Origin of the sequence: Pantoea sp. YR525 (genome assembly GCF_900116775.1) — a bacterium.
GTDB lineage: Bacteria > Pseudomonadota > Gammaproteobacteria > Enterobacterales > Enterobacteriaceae > Pantoea > Pantoea symbiotica.
Map to the genome: position 1 here is coordinate 254,684 of NZ_FPBU01000006.1, position 25,134 is coordinate 279,817.

General features: G+C 57.2%; 22 protein-coding genes and 1 pseudogene. 9 read left to right on the forward strand and 14 right to left on the reverse strand.

From position 1 onward, the window contains the following. Positions 1–2: 2 nt before the first annotated feature. Positions 3–1,244: an urea ABC transporter substrate-binding protein gene (locus BM323_RS14310; RefSeq protein ID WP_008109387.1), complete on the reverse strand. Its 1,242-nt coding sequence runs from the start codon at positions 1,242–1,244 to the stop codon at positions 3–5. A gap of 280 nt (positions 1,245–1,524) precedes the next feature. Continuing rightward, a complete protein-coding gene (locus BM323_RS14315) occupies positions 1,525–2,637 on the reverse strand; it encodes a lactonase family protein (RefSeq protein ID WP_008109389.1) in 1,113 nt (370 codons plus the stop codon). 389 nt (positions 2,638–3,026) lie between these two features. Here BM323_RS14315 and BM323_RS14320 point away from each other — a divergent pair, with 389 nt between their 5' ends. After that, on the forward strand, positions 3,027–3,665 hold the full coding sequence (locus BM323_RS14320; RefSeq protein WP_008109391.1) for a LysE family translocator: 639 nt from the start codon (positions 3,027–3,029) through the stop codon (positions 3,663–3,665). A 119-nt stretch (positions 3,666–3,784) separates the two neighbouring features. Here the strand turns inward: BM323_RS14320 and BM323_RS14325 are convergent, their stop codons facing one another. The 4 genes from BM323_RS14325 to BM323_RS14340 all read right to left on the reverse strand — a co-directional run bounded on the left by BM323_RS14325 (position 3,785) and on the right by BM323_RS14340 (position 9,128). Then, on the reverse strand, positions 3,785–4,585 hold the full coding sequence (locus BM323_RS14325; protein ID WP_008109393.1) for an inositol monophosphatase family protein: 801 nt from the start codon (positions 4,583–4,585) through the stop codon (positions 3,785–3,787). A 14-nt stretch (positions 4,586–4,599) separates the two neighbouring features. Next, positions 4,600–5,661 carry an ABC transporter ATP-binding protein gene (locus tag BM323_RS14330; RefSeq protein ID WP_008109395.1) on the reverse strand — a complete coding sequence of 354 codons (1,062 nt, stop codon included), beginning with the start codon at positions 5,659–5,661 and terminating at the stop codon, positions 4,600–4,602. Further along, positions 5,658–7,880, reverse strand: a complete 2,223-nt coding sequence (locus tag BM323_RS14335; protein ID WP_008109397.1) for an ABC transporter permease — start codon at positions 7,878–7,880, stop codon at positions 5,658–5,660. The genes BM323_RS14330 and BM323_RS14335 overlap by 4 nt, the downstream gene beginning before the upstream one ends. 219 nt (positions 7,881–8,099) lie before the next feature. Further along, positions 8,100–9,128 (reverse strand): ABC transporter substrate-binding protein, encoded by a 1,029-nt coding sequence (locus tag BM323_RS14340; protein ID WP_008109398.1) that lies wholly within the window; start codon positions 9,126–9,128, stop codon positions 8,100–8,102. A 217-nt stretch (positions 9,129–9,345) separates the two neighbouring features. On the opposite strand from BM323_RS14340, the gene BM323_RS14345 reads away from it, so the two are divergent. Next, entirely contained in the window at positions 9,346–10,380 is a 1,035-nt protein-coding gene (locus tag BM323_RS14345) for a LacI family DNA-binding transcriptional regulator (protein ID WP_008109401.1), read from the forward strand. On the opposite strand, the gene BM323_RS14350 is transcribed toward BM323_RS14345, so the two are convergent. Then, the gene (locus tag BM323_RS14350; protein ID WP_008109402.1) at positions 10,338–11,273 is read right to left on the reverse strand and encodes a LysR family transcriptional regulator; all 936 of its coding nucleotides are present in this window, start codon (positions 11,271–11,273) and stop codon (positions 10,338–10,340) included. The genes BM323_RS14345 and BM323_RS14350 overlap by 43 nt on opposite strands. 132 nt (positions 11,274–11,405) lie before the next feature. Between BM323_RS14350 and BM323_RS14355 the strand changes: the two are divergent. Then, positions 11,406–12,086, forward strand: a pseudogene (locus tag BM323_RS14355) (SDR family NAD(P)-dependent oxidoreductase). A gap of 90 nt (positions 12,087–12,176) precedes the next feature. Here the strand turns inward: BM323_RS14355 and BM323_RS14360 are convergent. Further along, positions 12,177–13,103: a LysR family transcriptional regulator gene (locus tag BM323_RS14360; RefSeq protein ID WP_091004028.1), complete on the reverse strand. Its 927-nt coding sequence runs from the start codon at positions 13,101–13,103 to the stop codon at positions 12,177–12,179. Between the two features lie 81 nt (positions 13,104–13,184). Between BM323_RS14360 and BM323_RS14365 the strand changes: the two genes are divergently transcribed. Then, positions 13,185–14,006: an MBL fold metallo-hydrolase gene (locus BM323_RS14365; RefSeq protein ID WP_008109407.1), complete on the forward strand. Its 822-nt coding sequence runs from the start codon at positions 13,185–13,187 to the stop codon at positions 14,004–14,006. A 4-nt stretch (positions 14,007–14,010) separates the two neighbouring features. Continuing rightward, on the forward strand, positions 14,011–15,339 hold the full coding sequence (locus BM323_RS14370) for an amidase (protein WP_008109409.1): 1,329 nt from the start codon (positions 14,011–14,013) through the stop codon (positions 15,337–15,339). A gap of 40 nt (positions 15,340–15,379) precedes the next feature. On the opposite strand, the gene BM323_RS14375 is transcribed toward BM323_RS14370, so the two are convergent. The 4 genes from BM323_RS14375 to BM323_RS14390 form a co-directional block, all read right to left on the reverse strand. Continuing rightward, the gene (locus BM323_RS14375; RefSeq protein ID WP_008109412.1) at positions 15,380–15,787 is read right to left on the reverse strand and encodes a DUF2000 family protein; all 408 of its coding nucleotides are present in this window, start codon (positions 15,785–15,787) and stop codon (positions 15,380–15,382) included. Positions 15,788–15,821: 34 nt separating this feature from the next. After that, entirely contained in the window at positions 15,822–16,679 is an 858-nt protein-coding gene (locus tag BM323_RS14380; protein ID WP_008109414.1) for an AraC family transcriptional regulator, read from the reverse strand. A 21-nt stretch (positions 16,680–16,700) separates the two neighbouring features. Further along, positions 16,701–17,999 (reverse strand): SLC13 family permease, encoded by a 1,299-nt coding sequence (locus BM323_RS14385; RefSeq protein WP_091004031.1) that lies wholly within the window; start codon positions 17,997–17,999, stop codon positions 16,701–16,703. A gap of 325 nt (positions 18,000–18,324) precedes the next feature. Continuing rightward, positions 18,325–19,227, reverse strand: coding sequence for a LysR substrate-binding domain-containing protein (locus BM323_RS14390; RefSeq protein ID WP_008110101.1), 903 nt, complete (start codon positions 19,225–19,227; stop codon positions 18,325–18,327). Positions 19,228–19,326: 99 nt separating this feature from the next. Here BM323_RS14390 and BM323_RS14395 point away from each other — a divergent pair, with 99 nt between their 5' ends. After that, complete coding sequence (locus BM323_RS14395; protein WP_008110103.1) at positions 19,327–20,097, forward strand: 2OG-Fe(II) oxygenase; 771 nt, start codon at positions 19,327–19,329, stop codon at positions 20,095–20,097. On the opposite strand, the gene BM323_RS14400 is transcribed toward BM323_RS14395, so the two are convergent. Both BM323_RS14400 and BM323_RS14405 read right to left on the reverse strand, forming a co-directional pair. After that, positions 20,092–21,165 carry a DUF2817 domain-containing protein gene (locus tag BM323_RS14400; protein ID WP_008110105.1) on the reverse strand — a complete coding sequence of 358 codons (1,074 nt, stop codon included), beginning with the start codon at positions 21,163–21,165 and terminating at the stop codon, positions 20,092–20,094. The genes BM323_RS14395 and BM323_RS14400 overlap by 6 nt on opposite strands. A gap of 74 nt (positions 21,166–21,239) precedes the next feature. Continuing rightward, positions 21,240–22,010, reverse strand: coding sequence for a transporter substrate-binding domain-containing protein (locus BM323_RS14405; RefSeq protein ID WP_008110107.1), 771 nt, complete (start codon positions 22,008–22,010; stop codon positions 21,240–21,242). A gap of 259 nt (positions 22,011–22,269) precedes the next feature. On the opposite strand from BM323_RS14405, the gene BM323_RS14410 reads away from it, so the two are divergent. From BM323_RS14410 to BM323_RS14420, 3 genes are read left to right on the forward strand one after another with little or no spacing between them, the layout of a single operon-like run. Then, positions 22,270–23,031 (forward strand): alpha/beta hydrolase, encoded by a 762-nt coding sequence (locus BM323_RS14410; RefSeq protein ID WP_008110110.1) that lies wholly within the window; start codon positions 22,270–22,272, stop codon positions 23,029–23,031. A gap of 23 nt (positions 23,032–23,054) precedes the next feature. Next, positions 23,055–23,729, forward strand: a complete 675-nt coding sequence (locus tag BM323_RS14415; protein WP_008110112.1) for a heavy metal response regulator transcription factor — start codon at positions 23,055–23,057, stop codon at positions 23,727–23,729. Then, on the forward strand, positions 23,726–25,105 hold the full coding sequence (locus tag BM323_RS14420; RefSeq protein WP_008110114.1) for a heavy metal sensor histidine kinase: 1,380 nt from the start codon (positions 23,726–23,728) through the stop codon (positions 25,103–25,105). The genes BM323_RS14415 and BM323_RS14420 overlap by 4 nt, the downstream gene beginning before the upstream one ends. The last annotated feature ends 29 nt before the right edge of the window (positions 25,106–25,134 follow it).

The following is a 25,134-nucleotide window of genomic DNA, read 5'->3' on the forward strand; positions in this document are numbered from 1 at the left end:
TGTTACAGCTCAATTTGATACTGTTTGGTATCGCGCGGATTTTTCTTCAGATCGCACACCATCGCGGTATCCACCGGCGCTTGATCGGTGAAGGTTTCCAGTATTTTCATCTGATGGTTTTCCACTTCAGCGATATGCACATCCAGCGAACAGTGATGAGTGGCGGGATCGACGCTCAGCTTGCCGCTCGGCGAGGTCAGCGTGACGCCGGACTCCAGCGCCTCAATCACCTTCATGCGATCGATATCGCCCGCTTTGCGCACCCCTTCCGCCCAGATCAACATGCCCTGATAAGCGCCCATCGCGAGGTCGCTGATGTACGGCGTATTCGCGCCGTAGCGCGCATGGAATCGCTCGACGAAGGCTTTGTTTTCCGGCGAGGGGATTTCCTGCATATAGTTGGCGGCCACCAGAATGCCGTTGCTCTCTTCCGGTGACAGAATGATGTGTTCGTTGCCGCCGCCAAACACCGTGGAGGCAATCGGGATCTTGCCGCTCATACCGGCCGCATGCCACTGACGATAGAAGGAGATGTGCGCACCACCGACCAGCGCTGACCACACCATGTCGGGTTTGGCGCTCTGAATTTTGGAGATTGCCGCGCCAAAATCGGTGACATCCAGCGGGAAGAATTCAACCGCCATCACTTCGCCGCCGTTATCGTGCACCGACTTTTTCACCCACGCCGAGACGATCTGCCCGTAGTTATAATCCGCTGCCAGCACGTAAACTTTTTTGCCCCACTTCTTCACCGCATAAGGCACCAGTTTTTCCACGGTTTGCGCTGGCGTAGAACCGGAAGAGAAATAGTTGCGATCGCACACGCCGCCTTCATATTGCGCCGGGTAAAAATAGAGCGAACGAAAACGATCCAGCACCGGACGAATAACCTCGCGCGAAGCTGAGGTAATGCCGCCGTGCACCACCGCCACTTTATCTTTCAGCGCCGCCTGCTGCGCATATTGCGCATAAAGCTGCATATTGGATTGCGCATCGTAATTAATCACCTGCAACGGGCGACCTAATAAACCGCCCGCTGCGTTGATCTCTTCCGCCGCCAAATTAATTGCGTTCGACATTGGCTTGCCGTAGATATCGAGCCCGCCAGATAAGTCGAGAATACTGGCGATTTTAATCGCGTCTTTGCTGTCGGCGGCGAAAGAGAATTTAGGCGCAACGCCCGCCGCCAAACCTAACGCCGAAACTGCTGAACCCTGGATAAATGAACGACGACTAATAGCCATAGCAACCTCTTGAAAGGGAAAGGGTCAAATTGGAGTGTTTCCGGGAGGCCGGAGAGAATAAAAGCGATCGGCAGACGGCGCTGTCTGCGTTAACAAGAGGGTTGCCACATCGTTGGGGCGTTATTTTGTATAAAGCAAGAAGTGGGCCAAATAATTAACAGGCCGCAGATTGCCATATTTCGGCGATTAATTACAACGTTTCAGAAAAATATGCGCACGGTTAAATGGCAATAAGCACTCATATGGTGCACGGTCGCCATAAATGGCGACCCTACAAAACTCAATTAAAAAACTTAATATCCGTTGGCGTGGCGATCTTCGCCACTTCACCTGCGGCTTTTAACGCACCGGTCTCAGCATTGAAATGGAACATCGTAATGTTATTGGTGAACACGTTCGCCACATACAGGTATTTGCCGCTGGCATCAAAGGCAAAAGCACGCGGTTCAATGCCATCCGCTTTGTAGCGCACCGGCGTTCCCAGTGAACCATCCTGCTCAATTTTAAACACCACTAAACTGTTATCTGAGCCGCGATTAGCCGCAATCACAAACTTGCCGTTCGGGCTAAGGATAATGCCGCCGCCGCTGCGATACTCGGCGCTGCTGTTTTCCGTGTTCAGTTTGACCTTCTCTTGCTGCTCCAGACGATCGTCCTTCACCGCAAACACCACCACTTCACCGGCCATTTCGGTGGTGACGTAAGCGTGTTTGCCATCCGGTGAAAACACCATATGACGCGGGCCAGAACCGGCTGGGAATGAGACATCGCGCGAGGTATCGGCTGCCAGCGGCTGAGTTTTGCCCGTGTGATAGGCATAAGCGTGCAGTTTGTCGCCGCCGAGATCTGCGGCGTAAAGGTATTTGCCATCATGCGTAAAGGTGGTGGAGTGCGCGTGGCCGCTATCCTGACGATTTTTCACCGCACCGCTTCCGCTGGCAAAGGGGAAATTCTGCGCCTGCTCGCCGAGCGAACCGTCATGATGAATCGGGAAAACCGCTACGCTGGCGCCGCCTTTGGCCACTGAATAGTTGGCGACAAACAGGAATTTACCGTCCGGGCTGATGGTGGCATGCGTTGGCTGCTGGCCGTGGCTATCCACCGCGTTAATCACCCGAACCTTGCCGCTGTGATCAATCGCCAGCGCAGTAACCGCACCGGCGTTCTCTTCATTGGTGGTGTAGGCAAAACGGCCATCATGCGATTTCACGATCCATGATGGGCTTTTCATTTTGATGAAATCGAGCGGCGTCAGGGTGCCGTCGCTATTGACCTTCAAACGGTACAAGCCTTCGCTGGGATGAACCGGATTTTGCACTAACGGCGCATCCGGGATGCTGGTCCATGTGCCCACTAAGGCCGTTTGGTTGTGATGTTCCGCTGCAGTTGCCATTGCACTTCCCGCTAATGTGAAAACAGCTAGCGATAATGCCACGCTTAGACGTGACGCCAAACCGCCAGACACAGATTTATTGTGATTTTTCATTGTGGTACCCACCATAATCGGAATGTTCTTTATAGAAAGCGTTAGTCGCGTTGGATTTTTTATTGTGATTGCGGTCGATGATGCAGGCCGCTTTACGACTATAGTGGGATTGCTTTGATTCGCGCCGAACGGGCGTGATCATGTTCACATTATCGGGGATTTATCCGCCGTTAGAGCACGAATACCTCCAAACCTATCAGCCCAAACACCTCAAATGCGTAATTCTTATTATTACTGCGTTTTACCGGCATGCTTTAATGAAGCCCTCTTAACATGCCAGGGATGCTGACGTTGCTATGCTGCAGTTTTCAAATGGTTTTCTGCTGAGTTTGTCGTTGTGCCTTGATATCGGTCTCGCCAATATCGCCATGATCACGCTGGCGATGCAACGCGGCTATTTTCACGGTTTTTGGTTGGGGATTGGCACCTGCATTGGTGACTTAATCTATGCGCTGCTGGCGCTGGCGGGTATGGCGATTGTGTTGCAGTTCACCGCCGTACGTTGGGTGCTGTGGATTGGCGGCGGTGTGCTGTTGCTGTGGTTTGCCGGAAAAATGCTGTATGCAGCGTTGCAGAAGCAGGCTGCACTGCCGGAAACCGAACAGCAGCCTTATCGATCGCTGCTGCGCGAGTTTAGTCGTGGCGTGATGCTGGCGATGTCATCGCCGACCGCGATTTTGTGGTTTGCCAGCGTCGGCGGTGCGTTGATTTCTCGCATGGGACACGGCAGCGCAGCGGCAACATCATCGTTCCTCGGCGGTTTCTTTATTGCGGGCGTGGTATGGACCTGCGTGCTGTGCCTGGTCGGCAGCATGGGCGGCAAGTTGCTTGGGCAGCGTTTGTTGAAGTATTCCTATCTCGCTTCCGCGTTGATTTTTGTTTATTTCGCGATCTATGTGATTTGGTCGGGTTATCGGGAGTTTATTCTGGTTTGATAGGAGGTCGCCATAAATGGCGACCCTACGACGGTTTTGTAGGGTCGCCATTCATGGCGACCGCATAAAAGCGCGCACCATCTTTGTAGGGTCGCCATTCATGGCGACCGCAACCAACATCACAACCCGGCAATCCGCTTCAAATCCGCTTCCGCACCCGGCGCAACCGCCAGCACCTGCGCGCCTTTCAGCAAACGTTCACCTTCGGTGTTAAACGGGTGATACCAGCCGCCCGCCTCTTTCACCAGGCAATAACCGGCCAGACAATCCCACGCATGCATATACGGCTCGTAATAACCCACCACGCGCCCGGCTGCGACCCACGCCAGCATCAAGGCACCCGATCCAATGCGGATAAAATTCCCGCCCGCCGCCAGCAGCGACGCAAGGATTTTCCCCACTTCGTCCGGGCTAACGTGGCTGTTGGCACCAAATCCGGTGACATGATTTTGCAGCGTGCGACTGGCATCCACCTGCAAGCGCTTGCCGTTAAGCGTCGCACCCTGACCAAGAGCGGCGACGTAACATTCCTGATAAGTGGGCGCGAAAATCACGCCAATCACCGGCACGCCGTCGTGCAGCACCGCAACGGACACGCACCAGTTTGGCATGCCGTTAAGGAATGGACTGGTGCCGTCGATCGGATCAACCACCCACGTATAACCCGATGAGCCTTCCTGCAAACCGTACTCTTCGCCGAGGAAACCGTCGTCGGCAAACTGCGCGCGAATCTGCTGGTCGATCATCTGTTCCACTTCGCGGTCAGCGCGAGACACCACATCCTGCAAATCGTATTTGGTCTCCACCACTAAAGTGTCGCGCTGATGAAAATACTCTAGCGCCTTCGCGCCGCCAGCGCGTGCCACCTTCTCCGCTAAAATCAGGCGCGATAACAGCGGGTCATTGTCTAATTCACTCATGATCCATCCTTAAATTAACCGGCAATCAGGGCCAAACCCTGAGGTTTAAAATCAATCGCAACGTTCGATGCCAGCGGCAGCTGCTGCTCCATCTCGGCATCGACAATAAATAGCGAACCCAATTCGGTAGCGACTTCATATTCGATATGGTCGCCGAGCCACGTGCTGTGCGTCACTTCGCCGCGCAGTGCGCCCGCGCCTTCTCCGCGCAAGGTGATGAACTGCGGTCGCACCGAAAGCTGCGCCGCGCCGGTTTTCAAACCGTTGCCGCGCACGCGGTAGCGCTGGCTGCCGAGTCGCACCAGCGCTTCGCTGCCATCAAGCTGCTCTACTTCGCACGGCAGAATATTGGCCTCGCCCATAAAGTCGGCGATAAACACCGAATTCGGCGCGTGATAGAGACTTTCCGGCGCGCCCTGCTGGGCAATATCACCCTCTTTCATGACAATAATCTTATCGGAGACCGCCAGCGCCTCTTCCTGATCGTGCGTGACGTACACCGCCGTGAAGCCGAGCCGCTGTTGTAGATCGCGGATATCGGTACGCACCCGGCGACGCAAACGCTCATCGAGATTGGAGAGCGGCTCATCCAGCAGCAGCACCTGCGGCTCCAGCACCAGCGCGCGCGCCACGGCAATGCGCTGTTGCTGCCCTCCGGAAAGCTCGGATGGCAATCGCTGGCCCTGATGTTCGAGGCCCACCAGCTTCAATCCTTCACGCGCGCGGTCCTGCGCTTCACGCTTATTCATGCCCGACGACTGCAAGCCATACATGATGTTGTCGAGCGCGCTCATGTGCGGGAACAGCGCGTAAGACTGAAACACCATCGCCACGTCGCGCTCGTTAGCGGGCAGGTTGGTGACATCTTTGCCGCCAATCAAAATACGTCCAGCGGTCGGATGCTCCAGCCCTGCCAGCAGCCGCAGCGTGGTGGTTTTGCCGCAGCCGGATGGACCGAGCAGCGTCACCAGCGTGCCGGGCTCCACCGTCAGCGAGAGATCGGGAATCGCATCAAAACCGGCAAAGCGTTTCGAGACGTGTTCAAACACCACAGATCCAGCGGTTACGCGTGTCATACGGCTCTCTCCTGGGTTAAGGACGTTGAAGCTGGCGGAATTGCCATATCGACCGGACGGGCCACGCGGCGCAGACGCCGTTCGCCCACCAGCCACTGGAACATGCCGATGATCGCTAGCATCACCACAATCAAGACGGTTGAGTAAGCAATCGCCACACCGTATTCGCCGTTTTCCACCAGCCCAACGATGTAAGAGGTTGCCATGTTGTATTGCGCGCTCACGAGGAAGATCACCGCACTGATTGAGGTGATGGCACGCACGAAGGCGTAAACCAGCGCGGCGCTGATCGCCGGTTTCAGCAGCGGTAGCACCACTTTGCGCAGCGTGCGGAAGCTGTTAGCCCCGAGCGTCAGTGAGGCTTCATCCAGACTTTTATCCAGCTGACTCATCGCCGCGATGCCGCCGCGCACGCCAACCGGCATGTTGCGGAACACAAAGCAGGCGACGAGGATCATCGCGGTACCGGTGATCTCCAGCGGCGGCAGGTTATACGCCATCACATAACTCACGCCGATCACCGTGCCGGGAATGGCGAAGCTCAGCATCAGCAGGAACTCGAAGGTCTGACGACCGGCGAACTTCTGACGCACAATCAGCCATGCGGTAAGCAGGCCAACTATTGCGGTTAGCGGTGCGGCAATCAGCGCGATCTCCAGCGTGGTCCAGAACGAGTTCCACGCCACACCGCTCCACAGCAGATGCCCGTCGCTGAAACTGACGCCGAAGGCGCGCACGTAATGCTCGATGGTCAGCGCATCATTCAATCCCCACGACTGTACAAAGCCGCCGACCACAATCATGCCGTAGATCACCAGCGTGAACAGGCCCCAAGGAATCACCATGCCGTACACGCCAAAGCGCAGCACGCGCGGCAGCTGCACATGTTTGCCGCCATCGCCTTTGCCGGTGACGGTGGCGAAGTTCTTGCCGCCGAGCCACCAGCGCTGCAGCACAAAGGCCGTGAGCGTGAAGCACAGCAGAATCATTGCCAGCACCGCTGCGCGGCTCGGATCGTTCTGCGCGCCAACAACCGAGAAGAAGATCTCAGTGGAGAGCACGCCGTGGCTGCCGCCCAGCACCATCGGGTTACCGAAATCGGCCATGCTTTCGATAAAGCTAATCAGAAAGGCGTTGGCTAAACCCGGCGCCATCAGCGGCAGCGAGACGCGCGTGAAGGTGCGCCAGCGATTGGCGCGCAGCGTTTGTGACGCCTCTTCCAGCGACGGACTGACGCCTTCCACCACGCCAATCAGCACCAGAAACGCAATCGGCGTGAACGATAAAACCTGCGCGATCCAGATGCCGGTTAAGCCATACAGCCAGCGGCCCGGTTCGATGCCAAACAGCGCCGCCAGATGTTCCGTCACCACGCCGGAGCGGCCAAACAGCAGGATTAGCGCCAGGCCAATCACAAACGGCGGCGTGATGATCGGCAGAATGGTCAACATGCGTAGCGCTTTCTTAAACGGTAGCGGCGTGCGCGTGGCGGCTAAGGCAAACGCCAAGCCGAGCAGCGTTGAGCCAGCGGCTGTCATCAGCGCCAGCCACAAGGTGCGCCACGCGGTGCCGCAGGTGCCGCCCGACAAACAGGACAGGCTCCAGATCGACGGGTCCTGAATGTTGCTGATCAAGCCATCCGGTTTGAAGCTGCCGTCCACGTCCTGCACCGACACCACAAACATGCTCAGCACAGGATAAAGCACGAAGATGCTCACCAGCGCGGTGAGCAGCACCAGCGACGCCACCACAAAGGCATCACCTTTCATTACGCCGCGTTCGGCCAGCGCGAAGGAGAACAGCAGCAGGAAAGTGGTCAGCAACAGCAGCGCGCCTGCGCCCATCGCCGGTTGGCCCGATGCGAGCGCGCCGAAGCGATTTTCCAGCCACAGCCAGCTCCAGCCGCTGTAGCCAATGGCGTGACCTTCAATCACCAGAAACAGCACGCCAAGCGCGCTGAACAGCAGCAGCAAACGGCTGCGCTGCGCGCCCGGCAAGATGCCGCAGCCGGCGCACAGCACGAACAGCGCGATGGCAATGGCAAGCCACGGATGTTCGCCCACTTGCCACAGCGCGGGCGCGTTGGCGCTGTCGCTCCACAGGCTGGTTAACCAGCCGCTGCTGAAGAAACCGGCTTCCAGGCTGAACCACGGCAGCAGCAGTAACGCCACTGCACCGATGATCAGCGCGCCTGTCAGACGGCGATTATTTGCATTCATCACATACCTCGAATTCGGGTTTTTGTGCGGTGCTTAACCAGGTCGCCATGAATGGCGACCCTACGGAGTTTCGTGCGGTGATTAACCCGGTCGCCATGAATGGCGACCCTACGGAGTTTCGTGCGGTGCTTAACCAGGTCGCCATAAATGGCGACCCTACGGGATTCATCGGGTTTTGTAGGGTCGTCATTTATGACGACCCTACAAACCGCACGGAACTCACTGCGCGCTGGCACCGATCTCTTTATCCCAACGTCCCAGCAACGCTTTACGTTTGGCCGAATCGCCGTAGGTCTTGAAGTCGTAATCGATCAGTTTGATGTTCTCGAAACGCGGCGCGTACTCAGAAATCTCCGCGTTACGGTTCGACGGCAGCTGGAAAGATTTGGCCTCTTTCATATGCGATTGCGCTTCGGCGCTCAGCGCCCAGTCGTACCAGACTTTGGCGTTGGCGAGGTTGCGCGCCCCTTTGACAATCGACATCGAGCCAATCTCATAGCCGGTGCCTTCGCACGGCGCGACGGTCTTGATCGGGAAACCGTCCACTTCCATCGCCACCGCATCGTGCATAAACACGATGCCAACGGTAGTTTCGCCACGCGCCGCCGATTTCACCGGTGCCGAGCCCGATTTGGTGTACTGCGAAATATTGGCGTTGAGTTTTTTCAGGTAATCAAAAGCTTTATCTTCACCCATGATCTGCACCAGAGTTGCCAGCGTGTTGTAGGCGGTACCCGACGAGTTCGGGTTGGCGATCTGAATTTCCCCTTTAAAGCTTGGGTCCAGCAGATCGGCCCAGCATTTCGGTTCTTTCAGCTTTTTCGATTCCAGCAGTTTGGTGTTGTAACCCCAACCAAGCGCACCAGCGTAAATGCCCACCGTGCGGTAATTAGAGTTTTCTGCCTGCTTCTGCGCCCAGTCTTGCTGCTGATCGAGCAGTGGCGATTTGTACGGCTGCGTCAGCCCCTCTTCCGCCGCCTGCATATGCGGATCACCGGTGCCTGCCCACCAGATATCGGTGCGCGGATTACGCGCTTCACTGCGCAGGCGTGCATAAGCTTCGCCCGCCGAGAGGCGCACCATGCTGACTTTGATATCCGGATGCGCCTTGCTGAAGATGTTGGTCATGTGCTCGCACACCACCACATCGGCGGAGCAAACCATATTCAGATTGCCCGCCGCCGAGGCGGCAAACGGCAGTGCAGTGCAACAGAGGGATAGCGCGATGGCCATTGAGGTGACTCGCATAGTGTTCTCCTGGATTGTAGGGTTGGTGCTTCATTGGCACCTTTTCTTGCACGTGTGTGCAAAGTAGTAATGAACAAGAAATGTCCTGTCAAACACCACGCTGCGCAATTGTTAGTCGATGTCACAAAAATGCAACAAATGAGATCTAAAGCGGTTTGCACAGCTTTGCAATCTGAGGCAGACTCAGTGGCAGCCAGATTGTGAAGAGGTGTTGAGCATGCAGCATGAGAAAGCGGTGGTCAGTGCGCAGGATGTCGCTGAGCGCGCGGGCGTTTCGCGCTCGGCGGTTTCGCGCGCGTTTACGCCGGGCGCCAGCGTGTCACCGGCAACGCGTGAACGGGTGATGAAGGCGGCGGAAGAGTTGGGTTATCACGTCAATCATCTGGCGCGTGGTCTGGTAAGCAATCGCAGCAGCATTGTCTGCCTGATCGTTTCGGAGATCGCCACGCCCTATCGCGCCAGCCTGGTGCGCTGGCTGACGCAGTTTTTGCAGGAAGCAGGCAAAGTGGCGATGCTGATCAACACCGATCGATCGGATAACAGCGTTTCAGCGGCACTGCAGCAGGCGATTAATTTCCGCGCCGATGCCTCGATCATTCTCTCCGGCATGCCGGATCGCACCATCACGCGCCAGTGTTATAAGCACGGCCAGCGCATCATTTTGATCAACCGCGATGAAGCGCTGCCAGGTTCGCTCAGCATTAATCTCGATGCGGAAAGCGCCGCGCAAACCGCGGTGATGGCGTTTCAACGCGCCGGTTGCCAGCATCTGGCATTTGCCAATTCGCTGGCGGGCACGCCGAGCCTGAAAAAGCGCGAAGATACTTTTGTCGCGACTGCGGAACGTGCGGGATTAAGCGTGACGGTGGAACGCTTTGGCACCACATCGTATGAAAGTGGCCAAATTCTGGCGCACCGCTTGCTGACGCGTCATCAGCGGCCGGACGGCGTGTTTTGCGTCACCGATTTAGTGGCCTGCGGGTTTATGGATGAAGCGCGCCACCGCTTTGCCCTGCGCGTGCCGGAAGATCTCTGTTTAATCGGCTACGACAACATCGCGCAGGCTGGCTGGTCTTCCTACAATCTCACCACCTTTTCCCAGCCGGTTGAGCAGTTCGCGCAGGATGCGGTGAAGTGGCTGATACAAACTGAGCAGGATGAAACCGGCTTCACGCCGCAAGGTGAACAGCAGCACGACAGCCTGCTGTATCAGGCCGATGTGGTGTGGCGCGGTTCGGTACGCGGCGGCTGACAAACGTGCTTTACCACGCCGCGCAGCCAACGATGCGCGGCATCGTTTTCCAGTCGCGGATGCCATAGCTGTGACACGGTCATTTCCGGCGTGGCGAATGGCAGTTCAAACATCGCTAAGGTGGTGCTGTTTTTGATCAGCGGATGATGCAGAAACAGCGAACGCGGCACTAACGCGACAAGATCCGATTCCTGTGCCAGCGCCACCGCGCTGGAAAATGCCGGTACCAGCGCCGCGACTTTGCGCGTAAATCCCGCCTGCTGCAGCGCATCATGAATCGGCCCACCCAGCTCACCGCGACGTGACGCCACGATATGACCATAGGCGGCGAACTGGGCGATATCCAGCTGCTGCGTGAGCGGATGTCCGGCGCGCACCACGCCAACAAAGCCATCGCGAAACAGCGCCTGCAACCGAATTTCCGGGCCCATATTGCCCAACACGCCAATCTCCAGATCGATATTGCCTTCACGCAAATCGCGCGCGCTTTTCTCGGGCTTGGGCACAAAACTGAGCCACGCGTGCGGCGCTTGTTCAGCCACGGCAGCGATCAGCGCGCTGCCAAAGGCTTCGACGAATCCCTCATTGGTGCGCAAGGTAAAACAGCGATCCAACTGACGCAAATCCAGCGACTGCGCCGTTGGGCTTAACACCGCGCGCGCCTCGCGCACCGTGTGATGCGTGCGCTCGCGGATCGCTTCGGCATAAGGTGTCAGCACCATTTGGCGTCCAGCGCGCACTAACATCGCATCGCCGGTGGTGGCGCGTAAGCGTCCGAGCGTGCGGCTCATCGCCGATTCGCTTAACCCCAAGCGACGCGCAGCGCCAATCACGCTGCCTTCAATCAGCAGCGCATCCAAAGCAATTAACAGGTTGAGATCGGCATCATTCATGCGGGTTATCCTCGCCGATTCGGCGCATCGAGACAAGGCGTTTGGTGCAGGTTAATACTGTCAATGCTGCGCCTTCCGCCTGCTCTCACCCGGCGCTACACTCTATCCATCGCAAACACCTAGGAGAACAATATGAACATTTTACTGATTGGCGCATCGCGTGGACTGGGTTTGGCGCTGGCGGAAACCATGCTGCAGCGCGGTTATCAGGTGGTCGCCACCGGGCGTGAAAACTCGACAGGGAATTTACAGCAACTGGCCGATCGCTTCCCCGCACAGCTCAGGGTAGAAAGCGTGGATATCAATGAACCCGAACAGGTCTAAGCGCTGCATACGCGGCTGGCGGATCGCCAATTCGATATGCTGTTCGTTAACGCGGGCGTGAAAAATGACGACCGCGAAACCATCGCCGATGTCTCAACCAGTGAGTTTACTCGCGTGATGGTGACCAATGCGCTGAGCCCGCTGCGGGTGATTGAGACCTTCAAAGATTGCGTCACGGCCAGCGGCACCATCGCCGTGATGTCATCCGGCCAGGGCAGTTTGACCAACAACACCAACGGCAATTACGAGGTGTATCGCGGCAGCAAAGCGGCGCTAAATATGTTTATGCGCAGCTTTGCCGCACGCAGTGGCGGCGAACGCACATTATTGCTGATGGCGCCCGGCTGGGTGCGCACCGATATGGGCGGCCCGGAAGCGCGCCTGACCATTGAGGAGAGCATCCCGAATCTGCTGAATACCATGGAAAGCTACGCCGGACGGCGCGGGATTCATTATCTGGATTATTTAGGGCGCGAGGTGCCGTGGTAAGCGAGCAGGTCGGCATATCGGTCGCCATAAATGGCGACCCTACGGAATTCCCGCCGTCCTGTCGTAGGGTTGCCATTCATGGCGACCTTATCAAAGCTTATTCATTATCAACCCACGCAACACATCCCGCAGCCAGCGGTTGGCGGCATCTTCGCTGCGCGCGTTGTGCCACAGCAGCGACACCTCATAATCCGGCATGCTCACCGGCACGGGCGCGGCGCTCAAGTCATATAACGCGCACCAGGATGGCACCAAACCCTGCGGCACGGTGGCGAACAGCGGCAGACGCTTCAGCAGCATTGGCAGCGCGGAGAAGTGCGGCGTCACATAACGCACGCGCCGCGCCATTCCATGCTGTTGCAACTGCCGATCCAGCGCGCTTTCACTTACTCCGCGATACGACACCAGCGCGTGCTCGTAACTGACAAACTGCTGCAGCGTCAGCGGCGAGCCGAGTTGAATCTGATCGCGGTGCCAAACCGTGCTGAAACCCGCACGCAGGATCTTCTCACGCGTAAGATCGCGGCTGGTTTCGTTGCCGACCGTCATCACCACATCCGCTTGCTGCTGCTCCATCAGCGGAATCGCCTGCCACGGATCGGTGGCAATGACTTTCACATCAACCTTCGGCGCCACGCGCGCCAGTTCTGCCAGCAAATCCGGCATCAGCCAATGTTCAATCCAGTCGCTCATGCCAATGCGAAAACTGTAGCTATCTTCTGCCGGGTTAAAGGGCTGCTGCGTGAAGATCACGCGATGCAGATCCTGCATCAGCGGCGCGAACTGCTGCACCAACTGCTCGGCGCGTGGCGTTGGCGTCATGCCGTTTGAGGCGCGGACAAACAGCGGGTCGTCAAACATCTCGCGCAGACGCTTTAACGCCGCGCTGACTGCCGGTTGTCCGAGATAGAGCCGATTTGCCGCCTGCGTGACGCTGCGCACCTCGTACATCACCAGCAACACCACCAGCAAATTCAGGTCGATGCGTGCAAAATCATTTTCGTTGATGCTGTGCATGATTTTAATCGATTTAAATAATGATCGTGCCGCCAGTATAGTGAGGCTTCTTCGCTGCAACCAGGCAATAAGGAGCACCCCATGACGATTCGCGTCGGCGATTGCTGGATTACCAAAGTGAGCGAACAAACCGCTGCCTTCCCGCTGGGCGTGCTGTTTACGCCGCATCGCGCGGAAATGAGTGATGAATTAGCCAATCAACCTGCTGAAATGTCGATTCACAGCTGGGTGGTGCGCACCGGCGAACACACCATCATCATCGATACCGCCACCGGCAACGGCCGCAACCGCGATAACAAACCGCTGTTCCATCAGCTGAATACGCCGTATGCCGAAAATCTGGCGCGCGCGAGCGTTGACCCGACGGAGGTGACGCTGGTGCTGATGACACATATTCATACCGATCACGTTGGCTGGAACACCCATCAACAAGACGGTGAATGGCAGCCGATGTTCCCGAATGCGCGCTATATCTGCTCGGCACGGGAACTGGCGCATTGCCAGCAGAATCCAGCGGCGCAGGAACTCTATCGCGATAGCATTCTGCCGCTGATCGCGAGCGGTCAGTTGGAGACTATCAACGTGCAGGATTCCCCGCTGTTTGCTGGCGTGCTGCGCTATCTTTCGACGCCAGGTCACAGCGGCGATCATGCATCAATCGTGCTGGAAAGTGCCGGTGAATCGGCCATCTTTGCCGGTGACGTGATGCACAATGCCATCCAGTTTCAGTATCCGCACTGGAACTCGCTGTTTTGCGAGGATAAAGCGCTGGCAGCTACTTCGCGGCAACGCGTGGTGGACTGGTGCGCACAACATCAGGCAATCTGGTTCAGCACCCACTTTAATGGCAGCTCGTGCGGACGCGTCTCGCGCGACGGGCAATGGATTACGCTGGAGGTTTAACCTGATGCAATACGCCGATTATCTCACCGCTTCGATTAACGATTTACAGCAGGCGCTGACGCAGCGCACGGTCAGCGCTCGCCAGTTAACCACCTTCGCGCTGCAACGCATTGGAGAGGTGGATCAGCCGCGCTACAACGCCATGACCTGGATGTTTGCCGATCAGGCGTTAGCGGCAGCGGACGCCAGCGATGTACGTCGTCAGCGCGGAGAAGTGGCGGGACCTCTGGAAGGGATTCCAGTGCTGATCAAGGATAATATTGAAGTGCAAGGCTGGCCGACCAGTGCCGGTTCGGTGCTGCTGCGTGAGGTTATCGCCAGCGATGATGCGCCGCTGGTGACTCGACTGAGAAAGGCAGGCGCGATTTTGATCGGCAAAACCGCCATGCATGAGCTGGCGGCAGGTATCACTGGCGCGTCGTCGTTGTGCGGATTTACCCACAATGCGTGGGTTGAAGGCCGCTCGCCCGGCGGATCGAGCAGCGGTTCCGCCGTGGCGGTCGCGGCCGGTTATGTGCCGCTGGCGATCGGCAGCGATACCGCCGGTTCGGTGCGCATTCCGGCGGCCTTTAACGCATTGTTCGGACTGCGCATGACGCGCGGCGCCATCAGCACCGACGGCATTGTGCCGCTGTCGCCAACTCAGGATATTCCCGGCCCGCTGGCGCGGTCGGCGTCGGATCTGCGTTTAGCCTCTGAGATTTTGAGCGGGCAACAGTTTGCGGAGAGCGATGAGCCGCTGCGTATCGGCATCTGGCAGGAAGGGTTTGCTGCCGATGAAAGCGAGATTAATCAGGCGGTGCGCGCGGCGCTGGCGGATTTCGCGCCGCGTGATGTGAGTTATCCGCAGCTGGAGACGTTGGCCGCCGACGCCAATATCATCGGCTACGAATTTGCCGGAGCGCTGGCGGCGTATCTGGCGGATAAACCGCAGGCGCAGAGCCGTACGCTGGCGGAAGTGGTGGCGTCCAGGCGCTACCATCCGCAGCTGGAAACGGTGTTTACCACGCGGGCGCAGCATCCGGGCATTGAGAGTGAAGGTTATCAGCAGGTACAGCAGCGTCAGCGAGATCTGTATCTGCAGCTGGCAGAGTTTTTCGCCGCGCAGCAGATCAATCTGCTGGCTTATCCAGTGGTGCGCCGTGCGCCGGTTAAGCACGGCGAGATGCAGGAAGGCAGCAACGCACTGATTTCAGCGGTGACCGGCGCGCCGGCGATCAGCATTCCCGCAGGATTCAGCGCCGAAGGTTTGCCGATTGGGCTGGAGCTGCTGGCACTGCGTGGGCGGGAAGATTTGTTGCTGAGTGTGGCGGATAAATTCAGGTGCGCATAAATGCGCACCCTACGGTCACCCTGTAGGGTGACCACCCTTCTTACCCGTGCAACGCCAATCCCTTAATCGCCTTATCCACCGCTTTCTTCAGACCGCGCAGCGCAATGCCGACCAGATTCAAATTATCGGCATCCTCCGCCATAAACACTTCGCGGTTCGCCGCGTCGTGGCCGGTGGAGAACATCGCTTCAACATAAGGAATAATGGTTAACTCACGCTCCAGCCCCTGACGATGCGCGCGCTGCAAACCGGCTAAATCCCCGGCAAACACCAGCATCGGCTGGCCCGCCATATTGCCATACTGACGCGCTTTGGCATCAACATAGGGTTCGCCGATCATCTCGGGTGCGGCGGACGCCACGCCGGTGGCGAGAAACGCCACCACATTCAGGCGCTGCCAGGTAGCTAAATCATCACGTACGATCAGGGCGATTTTGGTATCAAACATCTGCAACAACTCTCCAATGACAACGAAAACCTCATCATCTAAGAGTGGGCGGGGAAGCGTATAGAACGTTTGTGCACTGACGTTGATAAGCGGCGGGCGTCATGCGATAGGCGCGCTGGAACCAGCGGCCGAGATGGCTTTGATCGGCAAATCCTACCTGCGCTGCAACGTTTACCGGTTCAATGCCCTGCGCCAGCAAGGTGCGCGCGCTGCGTAAGCGTAACCGCACCAGATAAGCATGCGGCGATTGGCCAAACGCCTGTTTGAACTGGCGTGTCAGGCGGAAACGATCGATGCCGGAAAGACGCGATAGCTCATCCAGTCCAATATCCTGCGCCATAAAATCATGCAGATAATCGCGCAGCAGCTGCATCTGACGCATCGCTTCGCTGTGCTGCACGCTGGGTTTAGTATCCAGATGGCGCGACAGCATGGTGAGCAAGTGATCGAGGCTTTGATCGCGCGCCAACCGCCCTTCTCCCTGATGCACCGCAAACCATGCTTGCTGAATGGCGCTGGCTAACAGCGCATCGTCCGTCAGCGTGTGCCGAAAAGCGCCTTCGATGTTCGACACATCGCCCAATCCACGACGCTGCATCATCTCCGCTACCCAACTCTGCGGCAGATAGAGCATCACGTAGGTGAAACCCTCGGCGTCCGGCGCATGTCCATCGTGTACCGCGCCCGGTTCAATCAGGATTGCCCGTCCCGGCGTGCTGGTGTGCAGCGAACGGTGGCAGTTGAAGCGTTGTAAACCTTGCTGCGTCACGCCCACCAGCAGTTCGTCGTGATCGTGCGGATCGTATGCGTGTCCGCGAAAATGCGCGTTGACGCTTTCAATCCCGGTTTCATCGTCACGACGAAAATCAACCCAATCGTTATTGGCTGGCATAAGCATTCTCAGGCAGAGATATCAGGCATAGCCTAGCAGCCGAAACCACAGATAATCCAGCGGTAACAGCAACAGCATGCTAAACAGAAAAATCAGCGCGCACAGCTGCAAACCGGCCTTCGCCGGAACATTGCCAAGTCCCATCGCCACCACCACCGGCGATGCCTGATACGGCAGCAGCGGCGTGGCGTAGGCAAACACCTGCAACATGATCACGGTGAGCAGCGGAAAGCCGGACGCGTTCGCCAGCTCTTGCGCCATCGGCGTCACCATCGCCGGCACGCCGTTGGCGGTGAGCACAAAATTCAGCAGCGATACCAGCGCATTAAGCACCGCGAAATTGCTGAAGGAGGGATGATCCTGCAGCGGCAATACGCTAAGCAGCGCGTTGGCGATCATCCGTCCCAGGCCGGAATCCACCACCAGCGTAGCGACGCCAAGAATCCCGGCAATGTAAATGCAGGTGCGGAAATTCACCCCGTTCGCGAAGTCATCGCTGGAGATAAACCCCACGCGCGGCAGCAAACAGATGCAGGCTGCCGCCAATCCTACCCATGCAGCCGGTAAACCGTGCACGCTGTCGGTCATCCACAGTAGCAAGGTGATCGCCAGCAGGCCAATCAAGCGCCACTCGCTGCGGCTGAGCGCAGTTAAGCTGTCGCGTTGTTGCATCGCTTTAGGCTGAGCACGAAACAGAAACAGCAGGCAACCTATCAATAACAATCCTTTAGCGATACCCACCACCGGCATGTGCAGCAACCACCACGGCAACCATTGCAGATGCAGCTGATACGCGCTCTCCGCCGCGCCGCTCAGCACCAGATTCGGCACATTGGCGGGCAAAATGCTGGCCGATAGCTGGAAAGTGCCAAATCCCACCGCCAGCGCCAGGCCAACACTGCCGCGACTGCCCGCTTTGATTCCCGCGCGTTCGCCCATCGCCAGCACCACCGGCATCAGCAGCGCGATGCGTCCCATATTAGAGGGCATGACAAACGCCAGCAGATAAGTCAGCAGCACGGTGCCTGCAATCATGCGCGGCCAGCTTTGGCTGAGCGGCACCACCAGCCAGTTGGCCCAGCGCTGCGCCAGGCCGACTTTGCGGATCGCCGCGCCCAGCACAAAACCGCTGAGTACCAGCCAGAACGCCGACGAGGCAAAGCCGCTGAACACGCTGCTGGCGGGGGCCAACTGTAGCAACATCGCCGCCGCGAAAAACAGCAGCGCAGTGACGTATTCCGGCAAACGTGCGCTGGCCCATAGCAAAATGGTGATGCCGACCACCAGCGCGGTGAGCCAGAAATTGAGATCTGCGGTCATTGGTGAACTCCTTTTCTATCTCAGGTCGCCATGAATGGCGACCCTACGAAAAATGTGCCGATCATTTGTAGGGTCGTCATTTATGGTGACCATCCGAAAAAAGCGCCAATCATTTGTAGGGTCGCCATTTATGGTGACCATCCGAAAAAAGCGCCAATCATTTGTAGGGTCGCCATTTATGGTGACCATCCGAAGAAAGCGCCAATAATTTGTAGGGTCGCCATTTATGGTGACCATCCGAAAAAAGCGCCAATCATTTGTAGGGTCGCCATTAATGGCGATCCTACAAGTTCGTGCGGGTTGCTGGTCGCCATAAATGGCGACCCTACGAGTGGGCTAGCTGCTTAAGCCATCGGATCAGCGCGTCGCTGCCTGGCTGGCTGAGCGAGCGCTGCGGCCAGGCGAGGAAATAGGGTTTACTAAGCGGCAGGCTAAGTGGATCGACGATCACCAAATCGCCGCGCGCCAGTTCGTCAGCAATCAAACGCCGCTGACCGAGCAGCAAGCCCGCGCCTGCCACGGCGGCATCAATCGCCAGCGAAGTGAGATTGAAACTGAACGATGGCTGCGGTGGCGGATCGTCAATGCCCTTCGCCTGAAACCAGCTGCGCCAGTCGGGTAAGAAGCGCCCTTCGTTACCCCAGTCGAGGTGAATCAGCGGCGCGTGCTGCAATACATCCTGCCCGGCAAAACGTTGTACTAGCGCCGGGCTCGCCACCGGCAGCACCTCATCGAGGAACAGCAACTGCTTATCCAACTGCGGATAGCGATCTTCGCCGAAACATATAACAAAATCGGCGGGCGTGGCGTTGAAATCCACCTGCGTATGCGTGCCATGCAGCGCTAAATCGATATCAGGACACTGCTCGCGCCACTGCGCAATATTCGGCAGCAGCCATTTTGAGGCCAGCGCTGGCAACGAGTAGAGCGTTAAACGCGGTGTTGATGCCGCATGACGCAGGTTTTGCTGACCGAGGTGCAGAATGTCGAACGCTTCGGTGACATAACGCAGATACTCTTTGCCCATCTCCGTCAGCATCACGCCGCTTTGTGTGCGCACAAACAGCGCGCTGCCCAACTGTTCCTCCAATTGGCGGATTTGCTGGCTCACCGCCGCGGGCGTTAACGCCAGTTGCGCAGCCGCTTTCGCCAGGCTGCCGAGTTCCGCCGCCACTTTGAACGATTGAATGACGCTGATTTTGGGCAAACGCGGTGATGGCGCGGGCATTAAGGTTTCCTTAGCAAGGTGTTAAATTTTTATCGTTACGTATTAACATATCAGCGAGTTACAGTCTTTACACACCTGTAACACATGAGAAGTGAAACTATGTCTGCCTTGATTCGTTTCGATCTGCATCCGCTGGCCGATGCCGACTGGCGTCGCGCCTGCCGTGAGCAACTTAATCAGCACGGCGCATTAGTTTTGCGTCAGTTCCTGCAGCCCGCCGCGCTGCAGGCCATCATTGCCGAAGGTGATGCGCAGCGCCATTTGGCGTATCACACCGCCAGCAAACACAATGTTTATCTGATGAAGAAAGATGAAGCTTTTAGCGCCGATCATCCGCGTAATCGCGATGTCATCAGCACTAAAGGCTGCATCACCGATGATGTGATTGCCGCCGATTCACCGCTGCGTCAGCTCTACAATGATGAACTGTTTAAAAGCTTCCTGTGCGATGTGTTGGGAGAAGAGGCGCTCTATCCGTATGCCGATCCGCTTTCGTCAATCAATCTGCACTACGCGCCCGACGGTCAGGAACTGGGCTGGCACTTTGATAACTCGTCGTTCGCCATCACGCTGCTGGTGCAGAAACCGCGCGCCGGCGCGGTGTTCCAGTACGTGAAGGATCTGCGCGATGCCGATGCCGGCGAGATGAATTTCGACGGCGTGGCGGCGGTGCTGGATCAGCGCCAGCCGGTAGACGCGCTGGCGATTGATGCCGGGGATTTGGTGCTATTCCGTGGCCGCAATTCGCTGCATCGCGTCACGCCAACCGAAGGCGATATCACACGCATGCTGGCGGTGCTGGCGTATAACACCGAGCCGGGTATTGCGCTTTCGGAAACCGCCCGCATGACGTTTTACGGACGCTTATAAATCGATTAATGCCCGCCAGCCGCGCACGAAGATTTGCTGGGTGCGAAAGGCCACCAGCGCCCGCCAGTCAGCGTCGGCGGGCCAGAATCCTTCCACCAGTTCCTGCTTAATCGCCTGCCCGCTTTCACTGGCTGGATCGCCTTGCAGATGCAGCCAGTGATCGTCGCGCACGCGGCGATGCATCTCCTCGCCGGGATAAGTACCGCACTCCACCACCAGCGGCAAAATCTGTGTGCTCAGAAGCGAGGTCAGCAGGAATTGCGACACATAGCCGGTAGCCGTCGCGGTGACGCCGGTTTCGCTGTCGCGTCCCGCGCCGGTGAACAGCAGCGTTAACCATTCGCCATAAATCGCCTTGCCCCAGTCATGTGCGGCGAAGCGCTGTTCGGCAATCGACAGCAGCATCGGATGTCCCCATGCGCCCGCGCCGGTATGAAGATCGAAGCTGATGATGGTTTTGGCCTGCGAAAGGTGATTGGCGATGATGGTTTCCAGCGTGCGATAAGACCAGCTGGGCTGTTGGCCGCCATAAAAGAAACCGTCCGCCGCGCCATATTGCCCCGCTTCCACCACGCGTTTTACCGCTTGCCAACCGGCGCTGTTGAGCGTTTCCGCTAACAGCCTATCGGCGCTGGCGCGATCGCCATGATAAATGCCATGCCACGCGGCGTAATCCGGATTGGCAGGTGCGGGCTGTGAAAAATCGATGAAGTTGCGATTGAGGTCGATGTTGTCTTCATTGACGCGGCGTAAATGCGCCGCGCCCCACGGATTTAGCAGATGCAGCATCACGATGGCGGTGTCAGCGGGCAACGCCGTGAGGTTAAAAGTATCCAGCCAGGCAATTTGGCAATCGGAGCCGTAATAGCCTTCCACGCCGTGCGTGCCGGAGATCACCAGCATCAACCGGGATGCGTTGGCATCGCCGATTACCGCCACATCGGTGAAAAGTTCCTCTCCTTGCGGACCGGGTAACGGATGCGCGTAAGAAGTTAATGCGCCGTTTTGTCGTTTAACGGCGGCGAGAAAACGGGCGCGTTGAGTTGGGTAGTGAGGTAAGTTTTGCATGATTTTTTGAATGAGTGTGGGTGCGATTGGTGGGCGAGGTCGCCATAAATGGCGACCCTACGTGCATATGACTTTTACGGATAGACCTTAAACTTGAAATACTTCTTCGCCAGTTGATCGTAAGTGCCGTTGCTGTGCAGTTCCGCCAGCGCGGTGTTGATCAACTTCAGATTGGCCGCATCATCTTTACGCAATCCAATGCCCACGCCATTGCCCAACACTTCTTTATCCACCAGCGTGGCGCTGATGACGTAGTCTTTGCCTGCTGGCGTGTTAAGAAAACCTTGTTCTGCCGAAACCGCATTCGCCAGGCTGGCATCAAGACGTCCCGCCACCAAATCCGGGTAGATCTCCATCTGATTAGGGTAAGAAACCACACTCACGCCTTTGGTTGCCCATTGCGCTTTGGCGTAGGTTTCCTGAATAGTGCCCTGCGCGACGCCAATTCTTTTGCCACGCAGCGCGTTAATATCTCCGGTTAGCGGAGCGTTGGCCGGTGTGAGTAACGCGCTCGGCGTGACATAAAGCATATTGCTGAAGGCCACCTGCTCGCGGCGTTTCTCGGTCATCGACATCGCCGAAAGAATGGCATCAAACTTTCTCGCCTGCAGCGCCGGAATGCTGCCATCAAAACCAATCTGCACCCATTGGCACTTCACTTTCGCCTGGGCACAAATCGCGTTACCGAGATCGATATCAAAGCCCTGCAGCGAACCGTCGCTAGCTTTGGATTCAAACGGCGGGAACGTAGGATCAACGCCGAAACGCAAGGTTTGCTGAGCAAAAGAAGCGTGGCTAAACGCGCTCAGTGAAAGCAGTAAGGCAAAGGACAAACTTTTCTTCATTGTTATCTCCGGCAGGTAGCTAAATTCACAACGTCATACAGAGTTAATAACATGGTGGACATGATCCCACTACAGAAATTACGGATTTGATGCAGAGTAAATACTTATAATTGTTAGTAGGTTAGCTTTTATTGACGCCCCATTAAGTTTTACTTAATGCTCGCCAGGCGCATGTCATTCTTTTGTCATAACTCGCTCACGCTGATGTCAGAGCCGATTGCATATCCTGATGGCCTACCTTCCTATCAGGAGCATTACGATGAAATTGAACAAACTTACCTTTGCAGCGGGCATGCTGCTGGCTATCGCAGGCGGCACGGCGCAGGTTCAGGCGCAGCCGATTAAGAATATTGTGCTGGTGCATGGCGCATTCGTCGGCGGTGCGGGCTGGCGTCCGGTGTATGACCGTTTAACGCATGACGGTTACAAAGTGACGCTGGTACAAGAACCGCTGACCGGCTTCCCGGAAGATGTGACGGCGACGCGCCGCATTATCGATCAGCAAAATGGCCCGGTGATTTTGGTCGGCCACAGCTACGGCGGCGCGATCATCACTGAAGCCGGTAACGACGCTAAAGTGGCTGGGCTGGTTTATATCGCAGCGCATGCGCTGGATAACGGCGAAACCGAAGCCAGCAACGGCAAAAAATTCCCCAATAGCGCACATCCGTTTGCTAAATCCAGTGACGGTTATCTGACCATCGCGCCGGAAAATTACCACAGTGATTTCTCTGCTGACTTACCGGCGGCGCAGGCCGATTTTGAAGCGCACGCGCAGATGCCAACCAATTCCGCCGTGTTCACCGCGAATATTCCTGACCCGGCGTGGAAGACCAAGCCCAGCTGGTACATGGTGGCGAAAGCTGACAAAATCATCAGTCCCGATCTGGAGCGCATGTACGCCAAACGCGCGCACAGCCACACGGTGGAGATTGCCGGCGCCAGCCATTCGGTGTACCAATCGCATCCTGATGACGTCGCGAAGTTGATCGAGCAAGCCGCGTTACACGCCCAGCCCTGAAACCCTATCCCGCGGAGAAGCGCATGAAAATTTTGGTGATTGAAGATGAAGCCAAAGCGCGCGATTACATGCGCAAAGGATTGACCGAAGCGGGATTTATCGTCGATGTGGCAGAAAACGGCCAGGATGGTTTGTTCTATGCGCAGGAGCATCATTACGATTTGATTCTGCTCGACGTAATGATGCCCGGCATGGACGGCTGGCAAGTAATGGCGGCGCTGGGTAAGCAGATCCACACGCCGGTGATTTTTCTCACCGCTAAAGGCACGCTGGAGGATCGAATCAAAGGGCTGGAACTGGGCGCCGATGATTATCTGGTGAAACCCTTCTCGTTCGCCGAACTGCTGGCGCGCGTGCGCACCCAACTGCGGCGCGGCGGTCAGCAGAAGTTGCCGGATGTTCTCCAGCTCGCCGATCTGCAACTCGATATCCTGAAGCGTCGCGTTGAGCGCGGCGGTCAGCGTATTGATCTCACCAATAAAGAGTTCAACCTGCTGCACTTGTTCCTGCTGCATCCCGGCGAAGTGCTGACGCGCACCGTGATTGCCTCGCGCGTGTGGGACATGAATTTTGATAGCGACACCAACGTGGTCGATGTGGCAGTAAAACGCCTGCGACAGAAAATAGATGGCCCGTTTGCCCAGCCGCTGATTCACACCGTGCACGGCGTGGGCTATCGCTGCGAAGCCGAATCATGAAAACCCGTTCGCTTGCCGCGCGCCTGTCGCTGCTGCTCAGCGCCACAGTGATCGTCATCTTCTCCCTCAGCGGCATCGCACTTTATCATTCGCTGGCGACACAAATTGGCGTGCGCGACGATGCCGCGTTGCTAACGCGCATCGATCAGATCCGCACGCTGCTGCGCGATGAAGATGCGATTACGCTCATTCAGCAAAAGCCGCGTTTGTTCGCCAACATGCTCGGCAATACCGAATCGTTATTGGTGCTGCGTTTTCCGGGCCAGCCGCCGCTGATTGTGGTCAATCCCGGCCAGCGCCCGATTCCTGCGATTACGCCGGTTCCAGCCGATCAACCGCTGGCGCTGTCCTCGGTACATCATCTCGCTGTCGCAGATGGTACGCCATTTATCTCAGCGGCCGCGCTGGCGCTAACGCGTGATGGCAACGGCCAGATTGAGATCATTACCGGCCGGCTGATGAGCGACCGCACGCAAACGCTCAACAGTTATCGCGATCAAATCATCCTCGCCACCGCACTGGCGGCGTTGCTGGTGGCGGCAATCAGCATCTGGCTGGTGCGGCGCGGCTTAACACCGCTGCGTCGGTTGGCGGCGCAGGCGGATGCCATTGACGTGCGCCATTTGTCGCAGCGCATGCCTGAACAGGCAGCAGCGGAACTGCAGCCGCTGGTGGCGGCTTTCAATCAGATGCTGAGTCGCCTTGAACGGGGTTATCAGCAGTTGAGCCAGGTTTCTGCCGATATGGCGCACGATCTGCGCACGCCGATTAGCACGCTGATCGGTCAAACCGAAGTGGCGCTGAGTCAGACGCGCAACGTCGGCGATTATCAGGCGCTGCTCGGCTCCAATTACGAGGAACTGGAACGGCTGGCGAAGATGATCGACAACATGTTGTTTCTTGCCAAAGCGGAAGATGCCAGCCAGGTAATGGATGTGCAAAACATCGATCTGGCGCTGCTCGGCGAGAAGTTGCAGGACTACTTTGACGGCATGGCGGAAGAGCAATCGATGCGGCTGGAGATGGCGCTGCACGGCGAACTGCGCGCCGATCCGCAACTGCTGCAACGCGCGCTGGCGAATCTGATGGCGAACGCCTTGCGCTACGGCGATCGAGATTCCACCGTACGGATTTTCAATCAGGGCAGCAGTTTGATGGTGGAGAATAAGGGTCCGGCGCTGAGCGCTGAACAGCAGGCGCGCATCTTTGATCGCTTCTGGCGCGCTGACGCGTCACGTCACCAGGGTAGCAGCGGTTTGGGATTGTCGATTGTGCGCAGCATTATGCGATTACATCAGGGAAGTTGTGAGGTGCATAGCGAGCAGGGCGTGAACCGTTTTACGTTGCGGTTTCCATCGGTTGGGTGCGGCCATTGAAACGGTGCGCATAAATGCGCACCCTACGA

Coding starts and splice junctions, on each gene's coding strand:
- BM323_RS14345 (WP_008109401.1), top strand. CDS start 9,346: ATGCAGCATGAGAAAGCGGTGGTCAGTGCGCAGGATGTCGCTGAGCGC.
- BM323_RS14410 (WP_008110110.1), top strand. CDS start 22,270: ATGAAATTGAACAAACTTACCTTTGCAGCGGGCATGCTGCTGGCTATC.
- BM323_RS14330 (WP_008109395.1), bottom strand. CDS start 5,661: ATGACACGCGTAACCGCTGGATCTGTGGTGTTTGAACACGTCTCGAAA.
- BM323_RS14365 (WP_008109407.1), top strand. CDS start 13,185: ATGACGATTCGCGTCGGCGATTGCTGGATTACCAAAGTGAGCGAACAA.
- BM323_RS14415 (WP_008110112.1), top strand. CDS start 23,055: ATGAAAATTTTGGTGATTGAAGATGAAGCCAAAGCGCGCGATTACATG.
- BM323_RS14315 (WP_008109389.1), bottom strand. CDS start 2,637: ATGGCAACTGCAGCGGAACATCACAACCAAACGGCCTTAGTGGGCACA.
- BM323_RS14420 (WP_008110114.1), top strand. CDS start 23,726: ATGAAAACCCGTTCGCTTGCCGCGCGCCTGTCGCTGCTGCTCAGCGCC.
- BM323_RS14310 (WP_008109387.1), bottom strand. CDS start 1,244: ATGGCTATTAGTCGTCGTTCATTTATCCAGGGTTCAGCAGTTTCGGCG.
- BM323_RS14400 (WP_008110105.1), bottom strand. CDS start 21,165: ATGCAAAACTTACCTCACTACCCAACTCAACGCGCCCGTTTTCTCGCC.
- BM323_RS14350 (WP_008109402.1), bottom strand. CDS start 11,273: ATGAATGATGCCGATCTCAACCTGTTAATTGCTTTGGATGCGCTGCTG.
- BM323_RS14405 (WP_008110107.1), bottom strand. CDS start 22,010: ATGAAGAAAAGTTTGTCCTTTGCCTTACTGCTTTCACTGAGCGCGTTT.
- BM323_RS14340 (WP_008109398.1), bottom strand. CDS start 9,128: ATGCGAGTCACCTCAATGGCCATCGCGCTATCCCTCTGTTGCACTGCA.
- BM323_RS14325 (WP_008109393.1), bottom strand. CDS start 4,585: ATGAGTGAATTAGACAATGACCCGCTGTTATCGCGCCTGATTTTAGCG.
- BM323_RS14385 (WP_091004031.1), bottom strand. CDS start 17,999: ATGACCGCAGATCTCAATTTCTGGCTCACCGCGCTGGTGGTCGGCATC.
- BM323_RS14320 (WP_008109391.1), top strand. CDS start 3,027: ATGCTGCAGTTTTCAAATGGTTTTCTGCTGAGTTTGTCGTTGTGCCTT.
- BM323_RS14360 (WP_091004028.1), bottom strand. CDS start 13,103: ATGCACAGCATCAACGAAAATGATTTTGCACGCATCGACCTGAATTTG.
- BM323_RS14370 (WP_008109409.1), top strand. CDS start 14,011: ATGCAATACGCCGATTATCTCACCGCTTCGATTAACGATTTACAGCAG.
- BM323_RS14335 (WP_008109397.1), bottom strand. CDS start 7,880: ATGAATGCAAATAATCGCCGTCTGACAGGCGCGCTGATCATCGGTGCA.
- BM323_RS14390 (WP_008110101.1), bottom strand. CDS start 19,227: ATGCCCGCGCCATCACCGCGTTTGCCCAAAATCAGCGTCATTCAATCG.
- BM323_RS14375 (WP_008109412.1), bottom strand. CDS start 15,787: ATGTTTGATACCAAAATCGCCCTGATCGTACGTGATGATTTAGCTACC.
- BM323_RS14380 (WP_008109414.1), bottom strand. CDS start 16,679: ATGCCAGCCAATAACGATTGGGTTGATTTTCGTCGTGACGATGAAACC.
- BM323_RS14395 (WP_008110103.1), top strand. CDS start 19,327: ATGTCTGCCTTGATTCGTTTCGATCTGCATCCGCTGGCCGATGCCGAC.